Genomic DNA, 14,535 nt, shown 5'->3' on the forward strand with positions numbered 1-14,535 from the left:
GTGAAGGAGGCTGTATATAATGGGTCTTACGATTAATATGGAGGCGAAAAACCGCGTATTGTGCATTCGTCTCAAAGGTGATTTGGATCATCATACAGCAGAAAAATTGAAAAACCAGGCAGAGGCAGCCATTCAAAAGCATAATATTAAGCATATCATCCTCAACATGGAAGAATTGGATTTTATGGACAGTTCGGGGCTCGGAGTTATTTTAGGGCGCTATAAGCAGGTAAACAAAAAGCAAGGTGAAATGGTGGTCTGTGCAATTTCTCCAGCAGTAAAGCGGTTATTTGAGATGTCAGGGTTGTTTAAAATTGTTAAAATGGAACTATCCGAAAAAAACGCTTTGCAAAGACTGGGGGTTGCCTAAGATGAAAAATAAAATGGAAACGAAATTTTCTGCACTTAGCCAAAATGAATCTTTTGCCAGGGTAACTGTTGCGGCTTTCATTGCCCAATTGGACCCGACGATGGATGAATTGACAGAGATCAAGACTGTCGTGTCAGAAGCCGTTACGAATTCGATTATCCATGGTTATGAAAGTGATCCGGAAGGATGGGTCTACATTTCGGTGGTCATCGAAGGAGATACTGTGGAATTGACCATCCGGGATGAAGGACTGGGCATTGAAGACGTCGAGGAGGCTAAACAGCCGTTATTTACGACAAAACCCGAACTTGAACGTTCCGGTATGGGATTCACCATCATGGAAAACTTCACGGATGAAATCAATATTATTTCCCACAAGGGCGAAGGCACGATCATTCGATTAAAAAAGCACTTAACTACAAGCAGAGCTTTGTGCAATTAAGGGAGACTTGCATATGGATGTGGAGGTTAAAAAAGAGAAGAGCAAGAAAGGCCAGCCCCATTTAAAAGATGAGGAATTGCGGAATTTAATCCAACGCAGCCAGAGCGGTGACCAAGATGCGAGGAACCTGATTGTCAACAGCAATCTGAGGCTTGTATGGTCAGTAGTGCAAAGATTCCTCAATCGAGGTTACGAACCGGATGACCTTTATCAAATAGGCTGTATTGGCCTGTTGAAGTCCGTGGATAAATTTGATTTATCGTTTGATGTGAAATTCTCAACGTATGCTGTGCCTATGATCATTGGTGAAATCCAACGTTTTATCCGTGATGATGGAACGGTTAAAGTAAGCCGGTCATTAAAGGAAATGGCGAATAAAATTCGCAGGGCCAAAGAGGAACTTTCAAAAACTTATGGCCGTGTTCCGACTGTCAATGAATTGGCGGAACATCTAGAGCTGTCGCCAGAGGATATCATCATGGCCCAAGAAGCTAGCAGGAGCCCTTCTTCGATCCATGAAACGGTTTACGAAAATGATGGAGATCCGATTACTCTTCTTGACCAGATCGCCGACCATAATGAAACATCCTGGTTCGATCAAATCGCTTTGAAAGAAGCCATACATGAATTGAATGAACGTGAAAGGCTGATTGTTTTCCTAAGGTATTATAAGGATCAGACGCAATCGGAAGTGGCGGCAAGGCTTGGTATTTCCCAAGTTCAGGTGTCAAGGCTGGAAAAGAAGATTCTTCAGCAAATGAAAAACCACATGAATCAGTGATTCATGTGGTTTTTTTTATTGAGCTGAAAATAAATCTTGATTTTAGGAAAAAGTAAAAGTGATTCCTTATCAAGTAGGGCGAAAATATGAATGGGGTCGAATTTTTAGTTGAATTCAGAGATAAAAACGAATATTATAGTAAAGGTCGCGTTTCTCATTCGTTTTTTATCTTTTTTTCAATGAATAACGATCAAGAAAAACGTCGTTGCAGTACAATATTAGGACACCTTGTACTTTCGTGCAAACGGTTGTCGGTGTTTCCTTTAGATCTGGAGGTCTAAAATATGTTTTTGGAAAAGTTTTTCTCCCTGAAAGAAAATGGGACAGATGTCCGTACAGAAGTCATGGCGGGTGTTACGACATTTTTAACCATGGTTTATATCCTTATTGTGAATCCGGCTTTATTGTCTTCAATCGGAATTCCATTTGAACAAGTTTTCATGGCAACGGTCATATCAGCGGTGATTGGTACCCTTATCATGGGGCTTGTTGCAAAATACCCGATTGCGATAGCACCAGGGATGGGTTTGAATGCGTATTTTGCCAGCGTAGTGGGGGCACAGGGCCTTTCATATCAGACCGTATTCGGTACGGTTTTCATTGCTGGTTTGCTATTTCTATTAATTAGCGTGACAAGCTTGCGTAAAATGATAATTGATGCGATTCCTAACTCATTAAAATATGGCATCACGTCCGGAATTGGTTTATTCATTGCGTTTATCGGATTGAAAAATGCTGGAATCGTAGTGCCTAATGAATCAACGATGGTGTCGCTTGGAGATTTGCACCAGCCTGGAACCGTTTTGGCGCTAGCAGGTTTATTCATTACCTTGATTTTTATGGCCCGTAATATTAAAGGGGCAATTTTCATTGGTATGATCATTACGGCAATCATTGGCTACTTTATCGGTTTGCTCAACTTTGATGGGGTCTTATCTGTACCTCCGACACCGGTATTTTTCGATATCGATATTGCCGGGGTCTTCACGAATTCATTATATTCAATTGTTTTCGCCTTTTTACTTGTGACGATCTTTGATACGACAGGAACCTTGATTGGCGTGACGGAACAGGCTGGACTAACGAAGGATGGGAAAATCCCTCGTGCCAAGAAAGCCTTTTTAGGTGATGCGATTGCGACGACAGTCGGCTCGATGTTTGGTACAAGCCCTTCGACGGCATATGTTGAATCGAGTACGGGAGTAGCCGCAGGGGGACGTACGGGATTAACCGCTACTGTCGTGGCAATCTTGTTTGCTGCGTCGATTTTCTTTTCTCCATTGATATCGGCAATTTCGTCCGTTCAAGCAATCACAGCTCCCGTTTTGATCATTGTAGGATGTTTCATGATGGAAGGGCTGGCTAAAGTAAATTGGAAAATTTTCGATGAGGCGTTTCCGGCATTTGCGATCATTTTAACGATGCCGCTTACTTCAAGTATATCTACAGGGATTGCGATCGGGTTCATTACATTTCCCCTTATGAAGGTATTCAGTGGAAAAGGAAAATCGGTACATCCTCTCATTTATATTTTTGGATTTATATTTTTGATTCAGCTGATTTTCTTCCCTACTCATTAAAGTATGAATGTAATCAAAAAGACATGCTGTCATTGCAGCGTGTCTTTTTTTGTTTTTAAATTAGTAATATTTGGACATGGTTCACTTCCTGCATTTTCAAACTGTTTCCAAACCATACTACTATCATAAGGAAATAAAAGGTCGGGATGTGATGATAGTGGCAGTTGTATATATCAGGATGAGGAACCGTGTACAAGTAAAGGGAAATCAAACGGTGAGGATAAAAGATATTGCAAGGATAATCGGACCTGAAGAAGTGATTACCATCATTGAAGAAATTATATTATTAACGGTCAAGAAGGAAGATAAGAATATTATTGTCGTTGATTTGGCTCAAGTAATCGTGGCCATCCGCAAGATGGACCCGGCTATTGAACTGGAGTCATTCGGGCCCTCCCAAACGATCATCGAAATCATCTTCTCGAAAAAGAAAATGTCATACCTGACATTCGCCTTGGTTTGGTTTTTGTTATTTATCGGCGGCGGGATGACGATCATGAATTTTCATGTGGATGTCAGCATGGGGGAAGTGCATCAAAAAATCTTTACTATAATCACGGGGAAAGTGGATGATAAGCCATTATTGATCCAAATCCCATATAGTTTCGGCCTTGGTATGGGCATGATTCTATTTTTTAATCACTTTTTTAAAAAACGCTTCAATGAGGAACCTAGTCCGCTCGAGGTTGAAATGTTCAACTATCAGCAGGATTTGGACAGTTATGTAATCATGAATGAAAATAAGGAGAATGTGCGCCACCTTGATGACCGGTAAAATTATATTTGGAATCTTTGTCGGTTTGGCCGGGGGTTTTGCGACAGGTGCCGGTTTTGTAGCGTTTTTAACTGTACTTGGGGTGATTCCGAGACTGACTCAGCTGACCAAAACAATGAAGATGATTCATTACTATGAAGGAGCCATCATTACCGGCGTTGTCGCAGGGACATGGTTAGGATTACAGGAAACGGAATTTTCCCTCCCATATTTTTTATTAATTCCGATCGGTTTGGCTGACGGGATATTTAATGGAATGCTTGCTGCTGCCTTAACTGAAGTCCTGAATGTATTTCCGGTTCTGTCAAAGCGAATCGGAATTCAAGAGAAAATCATTTATCTGTTAATGGCACTCGTATTGGGGAAAGTAGCCGGATCATTATTCCAATGGATTTATTTAGTGGATTTATAAGTTTATAAGGTAACTATTCCTGATGATGAAAGGTAGGCCCAAGATGGTGACCAAACGAAAAGTGATATTGATTACGGATGGGGATGAGTATGCGAAACGGGCTGTCGAGCACGTAGCGAAGGAAATAGGGGGAAGGTGTATCTCCATGTCCCAAGGTAATCCATCACGATATACGGGCTTGGAGCTAGTTGAATTAATAAAAAAGGCGAAGTATGATCCAGTATTGGTCATGTTTGATGATAGCGGTTTTATCGGAGAAGGATCAGGCGAACAGGCAATGAAGGTAGTTGCCGGTCACCCTGATATTAATGTCCTTGGTGTGATAGCGGTCGCTTCAAAGACTAGAAGGGAAGAATGGACCAAAGTGGATATCTGTATTGACCGTGATGGTAACCTGACACCGAACGGGGTTGATAAATACGGAGCCGAAGAATTTGAACTCGGCAAGATAACTGGAGATACGGTGTATTGCATTGATCAATTACATGTTCCCATAGTAGTGGGGATAGGGGATATCGGGAAAATGTCCCATCAGGATGATTTTAAAAGAGGAGCACCGATAACGAAGCTAGCGGTGGAAATCATATTGGAAAGGAGTGGTCATGATGACTTCAGAAAAACCTGAAAACATGAAACCGATTCCGAATAGGGTAGCGGAAGTTGACGCGTACATGGAAAAGAATGTAGGTCTGGGCGTCAGCTTCGACTTAGGGGTAAGAAGGATAAAGGTTCTAAGAAAAGATGTGCATCTTTACTATGTAAACGGGCTGACGGATACAGAGTACATCATTGAAATCCTCGATTCTCTTATTCATAACAAAAATGCGGAAATCTTGACCACTAAAGTTTTTGATGCAGTCAAAGACTTGCTTGTACACCAATCCGTTGAGGAAATAAAGACGATGGATGAGCTTGTTGATCAGGTTTTATCCGGATTAATAGTCGTTGTTGTTGATGGTAAACCAATAGGATTGGTTGTGGATGTCCGGAGTTATCCAGGGAGACAGCCAGTAGAACCCGATACGGAAAAAGTCGTCCGTGGATCAAGGGACGGTTTTGTCGAGAATATCATCATTAACACAGCGATAACAAGACGGAGGATCAGGGATGAAAGATTACGTTTCGAAATGTTGCATGTAGGGGAACGATCGAAAACGGATATATCCATCGGCTACATTAAAGATATTGCCGATCCTGATTTAATTGAAATCGTTCGTAAGGAATTGAATAGTATTGATGTTGATGGCATAACGATGGCCGATAAAACGATCGAAGAGTTCATCGTCAAGCAAAAATATAACCCATACCCGCTTGTCAGGTACACGGAACGGGCTGATGTTGCTGCAACACATTTACTTGAGGGGCATGTCCTTATTTATGTGGATACGTCACCGAGTGTCATCATAACCCCGTCCACTCTTTTCCATCACATGCAACACGCTGAGGAGTATCGGCAGGCACCTGCTGTTGGATCCTTGGTACGCTGGGTCCGATTTCTCGGGATTTTCGTTTCGTTATACTTGCTGCCGATTTGGTTATTGTTTTGTTTAGAGCCTTCCCTCCTGCCGGAGAAGCTCGAGTATATCGGGCCTAATGAAAAAACGCATATACCCATTGTGATCCAAATCTTCATTTCCGATATTGGGATAGAATTTTTAAGGATGGCAGCCGTCCATACCCCGACACCGCTTTCTACGGCAATGGGCTTGGTTGCGGCAGTTTTGATCGGACAGATAGCGATAGATGTTGGGCTATTTGTTCCTGAGGTGGTTCTCTACGCTTCCGTAGCGACAATCGGTACATTTGTCACTCCGAGTTTAGAACTAGGGGTTGCGAATAAGATTTCCCGATTAGTCCTGCTAGTATTGGTCGCTTTATTTAAAGTGCCTGGCCTAGTCATTGGCATCACACTCTACATTATTATGCTTACTAATATAAAGACGTTAAATACGCCTTATTTATGGCCGCTTCTCCCGTTTCAGCCAAAGGCCCTGTCACATATAATATTAAGAAGACCTTATCCTGGCACTATAGAACGTCCGAGTATTGTACATCCCCAGGATCTCTATAGGCAGCCGAAAAAATCTAAAGGTTGATGTTGTCGAAAAGTTGTGGTAATTTAATTTTATTCGGATAAAGAGGTATTGTTAGGCTTCACAAAGAGAGAGCTACTATGACTCTTTGGAGTTTAAACCAATCTGTCTTTCCCTTCGAACTACAAAGCAGTCATAGAGAACAATATTTACATGGGATATCGATTCGAATGAGGCTTGTTCATATAGAGAACCTTTTACAGCAGGGTTTCTTTATTTGGGGCTGCCTCATTTCTTATTAATCTTTAGTTTTAAGTCAGGAAGGTGAGGCAATCATGCATTTGTACGGAACCGGTGGTGTAAATGAACGTGGACACCTGGAGATTGGCGGAGTGGATACAATCGAATTGATCGAGCAATTTGGAACACCATTATATGTTTATGATGTAGAGCTAATTCGCGAACGGGCAAGAGGGTTCAAGAGAACATTTGAGGAATTGGGGATTTCGGCTCAAGTTGCTTACGCAAGTAAGGCCTTTTCTTCGATTGCCATGATCCAGTTGGCAGAGCAAGAAGGACTTTCTCTCGATGTTGTTTCGGCAGGGGAATTGTATACGGCAATTAAGGCGAATTTCCCAACAGAACGGATTCATTTTCATGGAAATAACAAAAGTGATGAAGAGCTACATATGGCTTTGGATCATGACATTGGCTGTATAGTAGTCGATAATTTTTCAGAGTTGACACTGTTGGAAGAAATTTGTACAAACCGTGAACAAAAGGTGAAAATCCTTCTTCGTGTAACACCAGGTATCGAAGCCCATACGCATGATTATATATTGACAGGACAAGAAGATTCGAAATTTGGTTTTGATCTTATTAACGGCCAGGCTGAAGCTGCCCTTCGGCAAGCACTGCAAAGTGAATTCCTCGAAGTGCTGGGGCTTCACTGTCATATCGGATCCCAGATCTTTCAAACGACCGGTTTCCTTCTTGCAGCCCAAAAAATTATTGGCAAGCTGAATGATTGGCACGGCTCGGTAGGGTTTCAACCAAAGGTATTGAATCTCGGAGGGGGGTTCGGGATTCGGTATACACAAGAGGACGACCCGCTACCGGCGTCCCGATATGTTGAGGAAATCGTTAGGGAAGTTCAGAACCTGATTGCGGATTCTGATTTAGTGATGCCTGAAATCTGGATCGAACCTGGCCGTTCATTAGTAGGAGACGCCGGTGTGACACTGTACAAGGTCGGTTCTGAAAAGGAAGTTCCTAATGTCCGTAAATACATTGCCGTTGATGGGGGCATGAGTGATAATATACGTCCCGCTCTTTACGAAGCGAAATATGATGCCATTCTCGCAAACCGGCCGCTTGACCCTGTAGAAGAGACAGTGTCCATTGCCGGGAAATGCTGTGAAAGCGGAGATATGTTGATTTGGGATTTACCATTGCCAAAAGCCGGCCGCGGTGATGTCTTGGCGGTATTTTGTACAGGGGCATATGGATATTCCATGTCGAATAATTACAATCGGATTCCAAGACCGGCTGTCGTCTTTGCCGAAAATGGAGAAGCCCGGTTGGTCATCAAACGAGAGACGTACGAAGACCTTATCCATTTGGATTTGGCCCTTCATGAAGCGGCAGTCGTCACTAAAGAATAGAAAAAAAAGGATGGCAGTGGCCATCCTTTTTTCATTTGATTCAACTGAAAAGTGACTTGATTGCGTCTATTAAACTAATGAAGACTTCTTTCAATTTATCCAGAAATGATTGACCCTCTTCGGATTCAAGAAAATTGGAAAGTTTATCTTTAGCTGCAGTAAGCTGATCACCGACAGCGTTCCAATCAATATCCAATTCTTTTAGCTTATTGAATAGATCAATTAAACTTTGAATTTGAGCATCATTTAAGCCGATTCCAAGGTCTTTTGCTGAAGACTCGACAACCTCGCGGACCTCTTCAGTATTGGCTGGTGGATTTGCAGCCATTTCCTCTTTGATTTTCGTAACCAGTGCAGAGGCTTCTTCTGTCCCGATTTCGTCACCCAATTTTGCTGTTTTCACCATTTCTTCATTCGCTGCCTGTTTCACATCTTCAGGAATCTTCTTGTCGGCAGAGATTTCATAGGCTTTAATGACTCCTGTCAAAGCTGCTGTACCGGAAACGGGTATAGGTGCTGTGACATAAACGGTAGCATCTTTTACTCCAGCAGTTGCCAGTGCATTGATATACATTTCATCGGAAACCCAGTTAATGTTTTTAGACTCCAGTTTAAGTCCGGTACCTTTTTCCTCCAAAGTAATGGCAGAAGATGAAATCGCTTTTGTACCAATCAGACGACTAGCGATATAGTCACCTAAGTATTCATGTTCTTCCGCATTTGTAACTGTCAGGACCTCGACATCGTTTGGAGCTTTCATTTCTGATAAGATCATATTTTTTTGTTCATTTGTCAAATTCTCACCAAGTGTGACGATCATTTCACCAACAGCTGCATCTGCAAAAGCTTTATATGGCAATAATAGACATAATAAAATGGTCATAATGACCCATTTATTCATTTTTTTCATGATAATCCTCCTTAACTTTTCCTGCTGAATTGGGAATCTTTCAATAAAAGGGCGGCACTTTAAATCAGATTCATAGTATTTGACGAAACAAAGGATAAAAAAGATACATATTTTCCTGAAAAAAATTTATATAGCCCAGGATAGCTAGGTTTTTTTAAACGAAAAAGTTGGGTGTATCTTTGTCTTTTATACCTGAGAGGACACTCTATGAACCTAGATCACTTTACCAATGTAGTAAAATCGAAGCAAGATTGCAAGGATATTTGTCAGATTGTGTTAAGTTATAGTAGAATGAATTCGTTATTTAAATATTTGGACCATTCATAGAGGGAGTATGGAATGAGGAAAAGTAATAAGGCTCTTTTACTTATGATGCTTATTATCGCTTTGATGTGGGGAATCGTATATTGGCTGTTTATCGCTTAGCACATAGCACACCGATAAATCAAGTGCTGAAAGTGATGTTGAAACGAACGGGATTTTTATGTATGATGTAAATGTTATATGTGAGGATTATTATTCAAAGCAAATTAATCGGAAACAGGAAGATAATAAAAACGTTATTTAGTAACGAGGGATATTATGTTGATTAAGTATAAGAAAAGTTATGAGAAGTTTGCCATGGGATTATTATCTTTCATGCCAAATGAAAAAGAGATAAAAACGCTTCGGAATACGATGAAGAATTATGAAACGGATGAAAATCTACAGCTGTTCTTATGGAAAGATGAAGAGATTACGGGCTTGATCGGGATAGAGGTCTCTCCAAACCACATTGAGATACAACATATATCCGTAAATCCATCCTTCCGGAAACAAGGTATCGGTAAAACGATGGTCAGGGCCATCAAGGAGCAATATCCTGACAAAGAATTAAAAGCAAATGAGTTTACGGAAAGCTTTCTTGACAAGTGTGAAGATTTTTGAATTTGAAAGCTTGAATGGAGGACCACCTTTAAGGGCGGTCCTCCATTCTTGTTTTTCGAAGGGCAAGCTGCCGAGCCCTTTCTGAAATGACATCCGAACGGTCACGCATTAGATGCTTATCAACTATTGCTGCATTAGCCATGTCGCTATCTGTACCCCATATGTACCCTTCTTGCAAACAGATGGACTGGCATTTTTCAATCAAGCTTTGATCGGCTATCGGCAGATTAATGCTTTTATATGGCTTTTGTGATAACATTCGCTCATGGGTGTCCTCGAGCAATTTGAACAGTCGTTCTGGATCGAGTCCCAACTTCAGGAGCTCGGCCTTTTTAAGGTGGAGATTTGCCAGGGCTTTAGACAGGGTCCTTGAAGCCCCTTTTTTATTTCCCCTGCGATCATGATACAGGGCAACCGCAATTTGAATGAGTCCGACCCAATGAGAGTCACGCTCTTTAGGTGCGGTTTCCTTCCAATATTCTTCGAGAATTTCATGACATTCGAAGTAATCCCTTGGCCCATGGAAATGGACAAGGAAAGAAAGGTAGTCTTCCGCGTAATTCAATAGGAGCACCCCTTTTGTTTGATGGAATCATCTTAAGTAAGGCAAAAAGCCATTTTCTTATAGCTTAAGAGCCGCTATGTTTACTCACTAAGTTTAGCATAGAATTTTTTTCTGGAAAATAAAGAAAGCCGATTGCAAGGCAATCAGCTTGATTCATCAATCCTGAATTAACACCATGAAGCACCGACGATAACTAATAAAATGAACAATACTACAATAAACGCGAATCCGCCGCCGTGTCCAAAACCACCTGCGCCCATAATAAGTTCCTCCTTTGTTCTGCTATTCTTACATTTCTAGGTTATGTTGGATTTCGGAATGTGATTGGGCAACAACCCATTTGACGGTAATCCCAAATAAAAACTTTTCTAAGGTCAGTAAATTATTATTTGGATAAAGGGCGGCAATCCACTATACTTGATTAGTAAAAGAAATAGGTCTATATTGGCCAATTAGATTTAAATGAGGTAATTTAATGGGTTATAATATAAAAATTGACGCTTTTGAAGGACCGATGGATTTACTTCTGCATTTGATTAATCGCCTGGAAATAGACATCTACGATATTCCGATGGCTGATATTACAGATCAATACCTAAGTTACATCCATACGATGCAGCATCTTGAATTGGATGTCGCCAGCGAATATCTAGTGATGGCTGCAACGCTGCTTGCCATCAAGAGTAAAACGTTGCTACCAAAGCATGAAGATGAACTAATGATGGATGAAGATGGGGAAATGTTTGAGGAAGATCCACGTGATGAGCTTGTGGAAAAACTATTAGAATATAAAAAGTATAAAAATGCAGCCGAAGAATTTAAAGGGATGGAAGAAGAGAGAAGCTTGATTTTCACCAAACCTCCAAGTGATTTATCAGTTTATGTAAAAGAAGCGGAAAGTGATAAGCAAGAGTTGAATATAAGTTTATACGATATGTTGGGGGCTCTTCAAAAACTGCTGCGAAGGCAAAAAATTCAAAAACCGCTTTACACGAAGGTAACGAAACAAGAGATATCGATAGAGAATCGAATGGATGAGATCATGATTGAATTACAATCCATTAAAGGAAAGAAAAGTTTTTTTGAACTGTTCTCGCTCCCGGTTAAAGAGCACATCGTCATCACTTTCATGGCGGTGCTGGAACTGATGAAATTAAATGAAATCATCGTTGAACAGGAAGATAATTTTTCGGACATCATGATTGCTGCTAAGGAAGGTGTAGAACCAGTTGGAAGCTATTAATTGGAAAGGGATTCTTGAGGCATTATTGTTTGCTGCCGGAGATGAAGGGCTATCCGTCAAACAAATTGCCTCTGTCCTGGAGATTACGGAATATCAAGCAACGGACATCGTTGAAGGTTTAAAGGAAGAATATATATCGGATGTACGCGGGATTCATGTGATCGAAATAGCTGGTGTTTATCAAATGGCGACAAAGAAAGAGCACTCGGATTACTTGAAAAGGCTGGTGGAAACATCAAGCACTCAAGGATTGTCCCAGGCGGCTTTGGAAACACTAGCAATCATTGCCTATAAACAGCCGATTACTAGAGCTGAAATTGATGAAATTCGCGGAGTGAAAACGGATCGCCCCATTCATACACTTGTCACTAAAGTCTTAATAAAAGAGGTCGGACGTGCTGAAGGCTCGGGCCGGGCTTATTTATATGGGACAACAAAAGAGTTTTTGGATTACTTCGGCCTGAATTCCATTGATGAATTACCGCCTCTCGCCGATAATTCGGATGATGGCTTTGAAAATGGTGAAGCCGATCTGTTTTTTGAAAAATTTCAGCAAACAATCGAATAACATTTTTCAATAAATTGTGATAATATAGAAAAAAATGAATGCGGGGGGATTGCAGGTGCGAATTGTAGCATGCAATGGATTTGGGCTTGAAAAGGAAAAGTCAAATTCACCTGAGGACTTCTTTAATCGATCCGTTATACATTACATAATGGATGGAGAAGAAAAGACACTGAATGTACTGTATCTTCGCTATTTTGATGAGATGGTCACCCGTTGGACCCCATATCCCGCCAATCCTATATTCAAAAGCACTAACAGAGATATTTATATGGCTGATATCATTGCCATGGTCTGTTTACTTAAAGATCAGAGCCTGGTTAACCGAAAACGTATTTATATAAATGCAGAAAAAGAGATGGCTGGTTATTTCGAAAATATAGATTTTGAAAAATTGGAGAAAGTGTTTATATCTATTGACCAAGCTAAACCATATGATATAGAGTCACATGTTGACTATTATATTCAATCTTAATCATTTTGAGGAGGGTTCACGGTTGGGGAATACATTGGTAAAATCTCAGCTTGAGGATGTAAAAGGGTTTTTAGAAACGACAGTGGCTCAACTAGAAGAATTTATGAATGAGACGACCTATTCTAAGCTGCAAGAGGAAAAAAGCGGGGATGAAACCTATTATAAAGGAATCCTTTCTAGTTTAAGAAGAATGCTTGTAAGTTGTGAAGAGGGCTTGGAGGCTTGCCAAATCGTTCTGAAAAATGATGCTTTCAATAAAGCTGCAGCTGAAAAGACGCTTTATAGAGTTTATCATCAATGTATCGAAGAATACTTTTCCCCAAAATCAGATAGGTGGTTTGAGGACAGCAGATCTGCCTATACAGGAAAAAACTCGATTAAATTTCACCAAAGTGTACCTGATAGCATAATATCCATTCTGAAGGCCGTGGAAAGTGGATTCCAGACGATGCGTGAAGAATTGGAGTTTTATGAAACGGATTACCGGACGAAAATGTTACAGTCAAGATAATGAAACAGCTGGGCTTAAGAGGCCTAGCTGTTTTTTTTAGCTATAAATGGAATCTCCGCTTAATCGAAACATAAAATACTTTGATGATTTATGTGCATAAAGGTTAAGAGGAGGTTGCAAGATGTCCGATGAAAGAGATTATGCTAAAGAGGTAAGTGATTGGGTAGATGGAGTGATGGAATATCTTGAGAAGATCGATATCACCGATTCGCCATTGCTGTCGAATATGGAACGGCTTTCCCAGTTGACAAAAGATATGGATGAGGAAGAAATGGATTATGAGGATATGGTCCTGATTGAAGAAGAGATGGCTCGGGTCTACCAGGAAATTGAAGAACTCGCTAGAGAATTCAGTATACAGGATAGGCAATCAGTGCCCATTGGGAAGCATACGGTACCGCCGTTACCTTATGCCTATGAGGCATTGGAACCGACGATTTCAAGGGAAATCATGTATCTGCACCATGATAAGCATCATCAAGCATATGTCGATGGTCTGAATAAAGCGGAATTGATGATGAAAAAAGCGAGGGAAACGAAAGATTTTTCCTTGTTGAAACATTGGGAAAAGGAAGCAGCCTTTCATGGGTCAGGCCATTATCTCCATACGCTGTTCTGGGAAGAGATGATTCCGGGAGGGGGCGGACAGCCAAGGGGGGATTTACTCAATCAGATTGAGACGGATTTTGGAAGCTTTGCAGCTTTTAAAAGTCATTTTAGTGAAGCTGCCAAACAAGTAGAAGGAGTTGGCTGGGCGATTTTAGTCTGGGTTCCGCGTGCGCGGCGGCTAGAAATACTTCAATCGGAATTGCATATGGTTTTGACCCAGTGGGATACGATCCCAATTCTTGTTCTTGATGTATGGGAACATGCTTATTACCTGCAATATAAAAATAATCGGGCAGCCTATGTGGACAAATGGTGGGACGTTGTAAACTGGCCGAAAACTGCCGTAAGGTTCACCGAAGCGAAAAAACTTATCTGGAAAAAGCAATAACTGACAAAATATAGGGAGCCTTTTGAGAACCAATTGAAATATACGAGCCGTGAAGGTTCGTTTTTTTTTTGCATGAAATATTGTATCAAGAATTTTTTAGGGAAAATATGGGAAGGATATGAAGGAGAGCTGCAAATTTTTATTTTGGGAGCGACTTATGATTCTCATTTGGATATTATAATTAGATTGAAAAGGAGATGATATCATCTCACGAAATAATGAGCATGTGTCTTATATAAATCCTTGAAATAACATTGGAAACGTGTTAAATATGCTACTTTGAAG

18 protein-coding genes are annotated in these 14,535 nt (G+C 40.8%); 15 read left to right on the forward strand and 3 right to left on the reverse strand.

Annotation, left to right across the window (positions count from 1 at the left end):
- The first annotated feature begins 19 nt into the window (after nucleotides 1-19).
- The 9 genes from spoIIAA (at nucleotide 20) to lysA (ending at nucleotide 8,057) form a co-directional block, all read left to right on the forward strand.
- Nucleotides 20-370, forward strand: a complete 351-nt coding sequence (spoIIAA, locus tag ACFRAK_RS12375) for an anti-sigma F factor antagonist (RefSeq protein WP_394571790.1) — start codon at nucleotides 20-22, stop codon at nucleotides 368-370.
- 1 nt (nucleotide 371) lies between these two features.
- The gene (gene spoIIAB, locus ACFRAK_RS12380) at nucleotides 372-812 is read left to right on the forward strand and encodes an anti-sigma F factor (protein ID WP_387597756.1); all 441 of its coding nucleotides are present in this window, start codon (nucleotides 372-374) and stop codon (nucleotides 810-812) included.
- A 13-nt stretch (nucleotides 813-825) separates the two neighbouring features.
- Nucleotides 826-1,593 carry an RNA polymerase sporulation sigma factor SigF gene (sigF, locus tag ACFRAK_RS12385; protein WP_260284609.1) on the forward strand — a complete coding sequence of 256 codons (768 nt, stop codon included), beginning with the start codon at nucleotides 826-828 and terminating at the stop codon, nucleotides 1,591-1,593.
- A 284-nt stretch (nucleotides 1,594-1,877) separates the two neighbouring features.
- Complete coding sequence (locus ACFRAK_RS12390) at nucleotides 1,878-3,173, forward strand: NCS2 family permease (protein WP_192205397.1); 1,296 nt, start codon at nucleotides 1,878-1,880, stop codon at nucleotides 3,171-3,173.
- Nucleotides 3,174-3,327: 154 nt separating this feature from the next.
- Nucleotides 3,328-3,948, forward strand: a complete 621-nt coding sequence (locus tag ACFRAK_RS12395) for a stage V sporulation protein AA (RefSeq protein ID WP_387598206.1) — start codon at nucleotides 3,328-3,330, stop codon at nucleotides 3,946-3,948.
- On the forward strand, nucleotides 3,938-4,360 hold the full coding sequence (locus ACFRAK_RS12400) for a stage V sporulation protein AB (RefSeq protein ID WP_387598203.1): 423 nt from the start codon (nucleotides 3,938-3,940) through the stop codon (nucleotides 4,358-4,360). Before ACFRAK_RS12395 ends, ACFRAK_RS12400 begins: the two co-directional genes overlap by 11 nt.
- Nucleotides 4,361-4,403: 43 nt before the next feature.
- Nucleotides 4,404-4,985: a stage V sporulation protein SpoVABEA gene (gene spoVAEA, locus ACFRAK_RS12405; protein ID WP_098370826.1), complete on the forward strand. Its 582-nt coding sequence runs from the start codon at nucleotides 4,404-4,406 to the stop codon at nucleotides 4,983-4,985.
- Entirely contained in the window at nucleotides 4,963-6,456 is a 1,494-nt protein-coding gene (locus ACFRAK_RS12410; protein ID WP_387597749.1) for a spore germination protein, read from the forward strand. The genes spoVAEA and ACFRAK_RS12410 overlap by 23 nt, the downstream gene beginning before the upstream one ends.
- Nucleotides 6,457-6,728: 272 nt before the next feature.
- A complete protein-coding gene (gene lysA / locus ACFRAK_RS12415) occupies nucleotides 6,729-8,057 on the forward strand; it encodes a diaminopimelate decarboxylase (RefSeq protein ID WP_387597746.1) in 1,329 nt (442 codons plus the stop codon).
- A gap of 40 nt (nucleotides 8,058-8,097) precedes the next feature.
- On the opposite strand, the gene ACFRAK_RS12420 is transcribed toward lysA, so the two are convergent.
- On the reverse strand, nucleotides 8,098-8,967 hold the full coding sequence (locus tag ACFRAK_RS12420; protein ID WP_394571791.1) for a DUF1002 domain-containing protein: 870 nt from the start codon (nucleotides 8,965-8,967) through the stop codon (nucleotides 8,098-8,100).
- Between the two features lie 582 nt (nucleotides 8,968-9,549).
- Between ACFRAK_RS12420 and ACFRAK_RS12425 the strand changes: the two genes are divergently transcribed.
- A complete protein-coding gene (locus ACFRAK_RS12425; protein WP_387597743.1) occupies nucleotides 9,550-9,894 on the forward strand; it encodes a GNAT family N-acetyltransferase in 345 nt (114 codons plus the stop codon).
- Nucleotides 9,895-9,922: 28 nt separating this feature from the next.
- Here ACFRAK_RS12425 and ACFRAK_RS12430 read toward each other — a convergent pair whose 3' ends face one another.
- Complete coding sequence (locus tag ACFRAK_RS12430) at nucleotides 9,923-10,459, reverse strand: DUF309 domain-containing protein (RefSeq protein WP_387597740.1); 537 nt, start codon at nucleotides 10,457-10,459, stop codon at nucleotides 9,923-9,925.
- A gap of 167 nt (nucleotides 10,460-10,626) precedes the next feature.
- Complete coding sequence (locus ACFRAK_RS12435; protein WP_081108854.1) at nucleotides 10,627-10,719, reverse strand: YjcZ family sporulation protein; 93 nt, start codon at nucleotides 10,717-10,719, stop codon at nucleotides 10,627-10,629.
- 215 nt (nucleotides 10,720-10,934) lie between these two features.
- Between ACFRAK_RS12435 and ACFRAK_RS12440 the strand changes: the two genes are divergently transcribed.
- From ACFRAK_RS12440 to ACFRAK_RS12460, 5 genes are all read left to right on the forward strand, one after another.
- Nucleotides 10,935-11,702 carry a segregation/condensation protein A gene (locus ACFRAK_RS12440; protein WP_387707875.1) on the forward strand — a complete coding sequence of 256 codons (768 nt, stop codon included), beginning with the start codon at nucleotides 10,935-10,937 and terminating at the stop codon, nucleotides 11,700-11,702.
- Nucleotides 11,689-12,270, forward strand: a complete 582-nt coding sequence (scpB, locus tag ACFRAK_RS12445) for an SMC-Scp complex subunit ScpB (protein WP_387597734.1) — start codon at nucleotides 11,689-11,691, stop codon at nucleotides 12,268-12,270. Before ACFRAK_RS12440 ends, scpB begins: the two co-directional genes overlap by 14 nt.
- Nucleotides 12,271-12,325: 55 nt before the next feature.
- Nucleotides 12,326-12,742: a hypothetical protein gene (locus ACFRAK_RS12450; RefSeq protein ID WP_394571792.1), complete on the forward strand. Its 417-nt coding sequence runs from the start codon at nucleotides 12,326-12,328 to the stop codon at nucleotides 12,740-12,742.
- Nucleotides 12,743-12,764: 22 nt separating this feature from the next.
- Nucleotides 12,765-13,253 carry a YpuI family protein gene (locus ACFRAK_RS12455; protein WP_260284602.1) on the forward strand — a complete coding sequence of 163 codons (489 nt, stop codon included), beginning with the start codon at nucleotides 12,765-12,767 and terminating at the stop codon, nucleotides 13,251-13,253.
- Nucleotides 13,254-13,374: 121 nt separating this feature from the next.
- Nucleotides 13,375-14,250, forward strand: coding sequence for a superoxide dismutase (locus ACFRAK_RS12460; RefSeq protein ID WP_394571793.1), 876 nt, complete (start codon nucleotides 13,375-13,377; stop codon nucleotides 14,248-14,250).
- Nucleotides 14,251-14,535 lie beyond the last annotated feature (285 nt).

The sequence above is a fragment of the Peribacillus sp. NPDC056705 genome (assembly GCF_043656335.1).

What these genes read in the sequence shown, in the direction of transcription:
- spoIIAA (WP_394571790.1), top strand. Translation starts at nt 20, where the DNA reads ATGGGTCTTACGATTAATATGGAGGCGAAAAACCGCGTATTGTGCATT.
- spoIIAB (WP_387597756.1), top strand. Translation starts at nt 372, where the DNA reads ATGAAAAATAAAATGGAAACGAAATTTTCTGCACTTAGCCAAAATGAA.
- sigF (WP_260284609.1), top strand. Translation starts at nt 826, where the DNA reads ATGGATGTGGAGGTTAAAAAAGAGAAGAGCAAGAAAGGCCAGCCCCAT.
- ACFRAK_RS12390 (WP_192205397.1), top strand. Translation starts at nt 1,878, where the DNA reads ATGTTTTTGGAAAAGTTTTTCTCCCTGAAAGAAAATGGGACAGATGTC.
- ACFRAK_RS12400 (WP_387598203.1), top strand. Translation starts at nt 3,938, where the DNA reads ATGACCGGTAAAATTATATTTGGAATCTTTGTCGGTTTGGCCGGGGGT.
- spoVAEA (WP_098370826.1), top strand. Translation starts at nt 4,404, where the DNA reads ATGGTGACCAAACGAAAAGTGATATTGATTACGGATGGGGATGAGTAT.
- ACFRAK_RS12410 (WP_387597749.1), top strand. Translation starts at nt 4,963, where the DNA reads ATGATGACTTCAGAAAAACCTGAAAACATGAAACCGATTCCGAATAGG.
- lysA (WP_387597746.1), top strand. Translation starts at nt 6,729, where the DNA reads ATGCATTTGTACGGAACCGGTGGTGTAAATGAACGTGGACACCTGGAG.
- ACFRAK_RS12420 (WP_394571791.1), bottom strand. Translation starts at nt 8,967, where the DNA reads ATGAAAAAAATGAATAAATGGGTCATTATGACCATTTTATTATGTCTA.
- ACFRAK_RS12425 (WP_387597743.1), top strand. Translation starts at nt 9,550, where the DNA reads ATGTTGATTAAGTATAAGAAAAGTTATGAGAAGTTTGCCATGGGATTA.
- ACFRAK_RS12435 (WP_081108854.1), bottom strand. Translation starts at nt 10,719, where the DNA reads ATGGGCGCAGGTGGTTTTGGACACGGCGGCGGATTCGCGTTTATTGTA.
- ACFRAK_RS12440 (WP_387707875.1), top strand. Translation starts at nt 10,935, where the DNA reads ATGGGTTATAATATAAAAATTGACGCTTTTGAAGGACCGATGGATTTA.
- ACFRAK_RS12460 (WP_394571793.1), top strand. Translation starts at nt 13,375, where the DNA reads ATGTCCGATGAAAGAGATTATGCTAAAGAGGTAAGTGATTGGGTAGAT.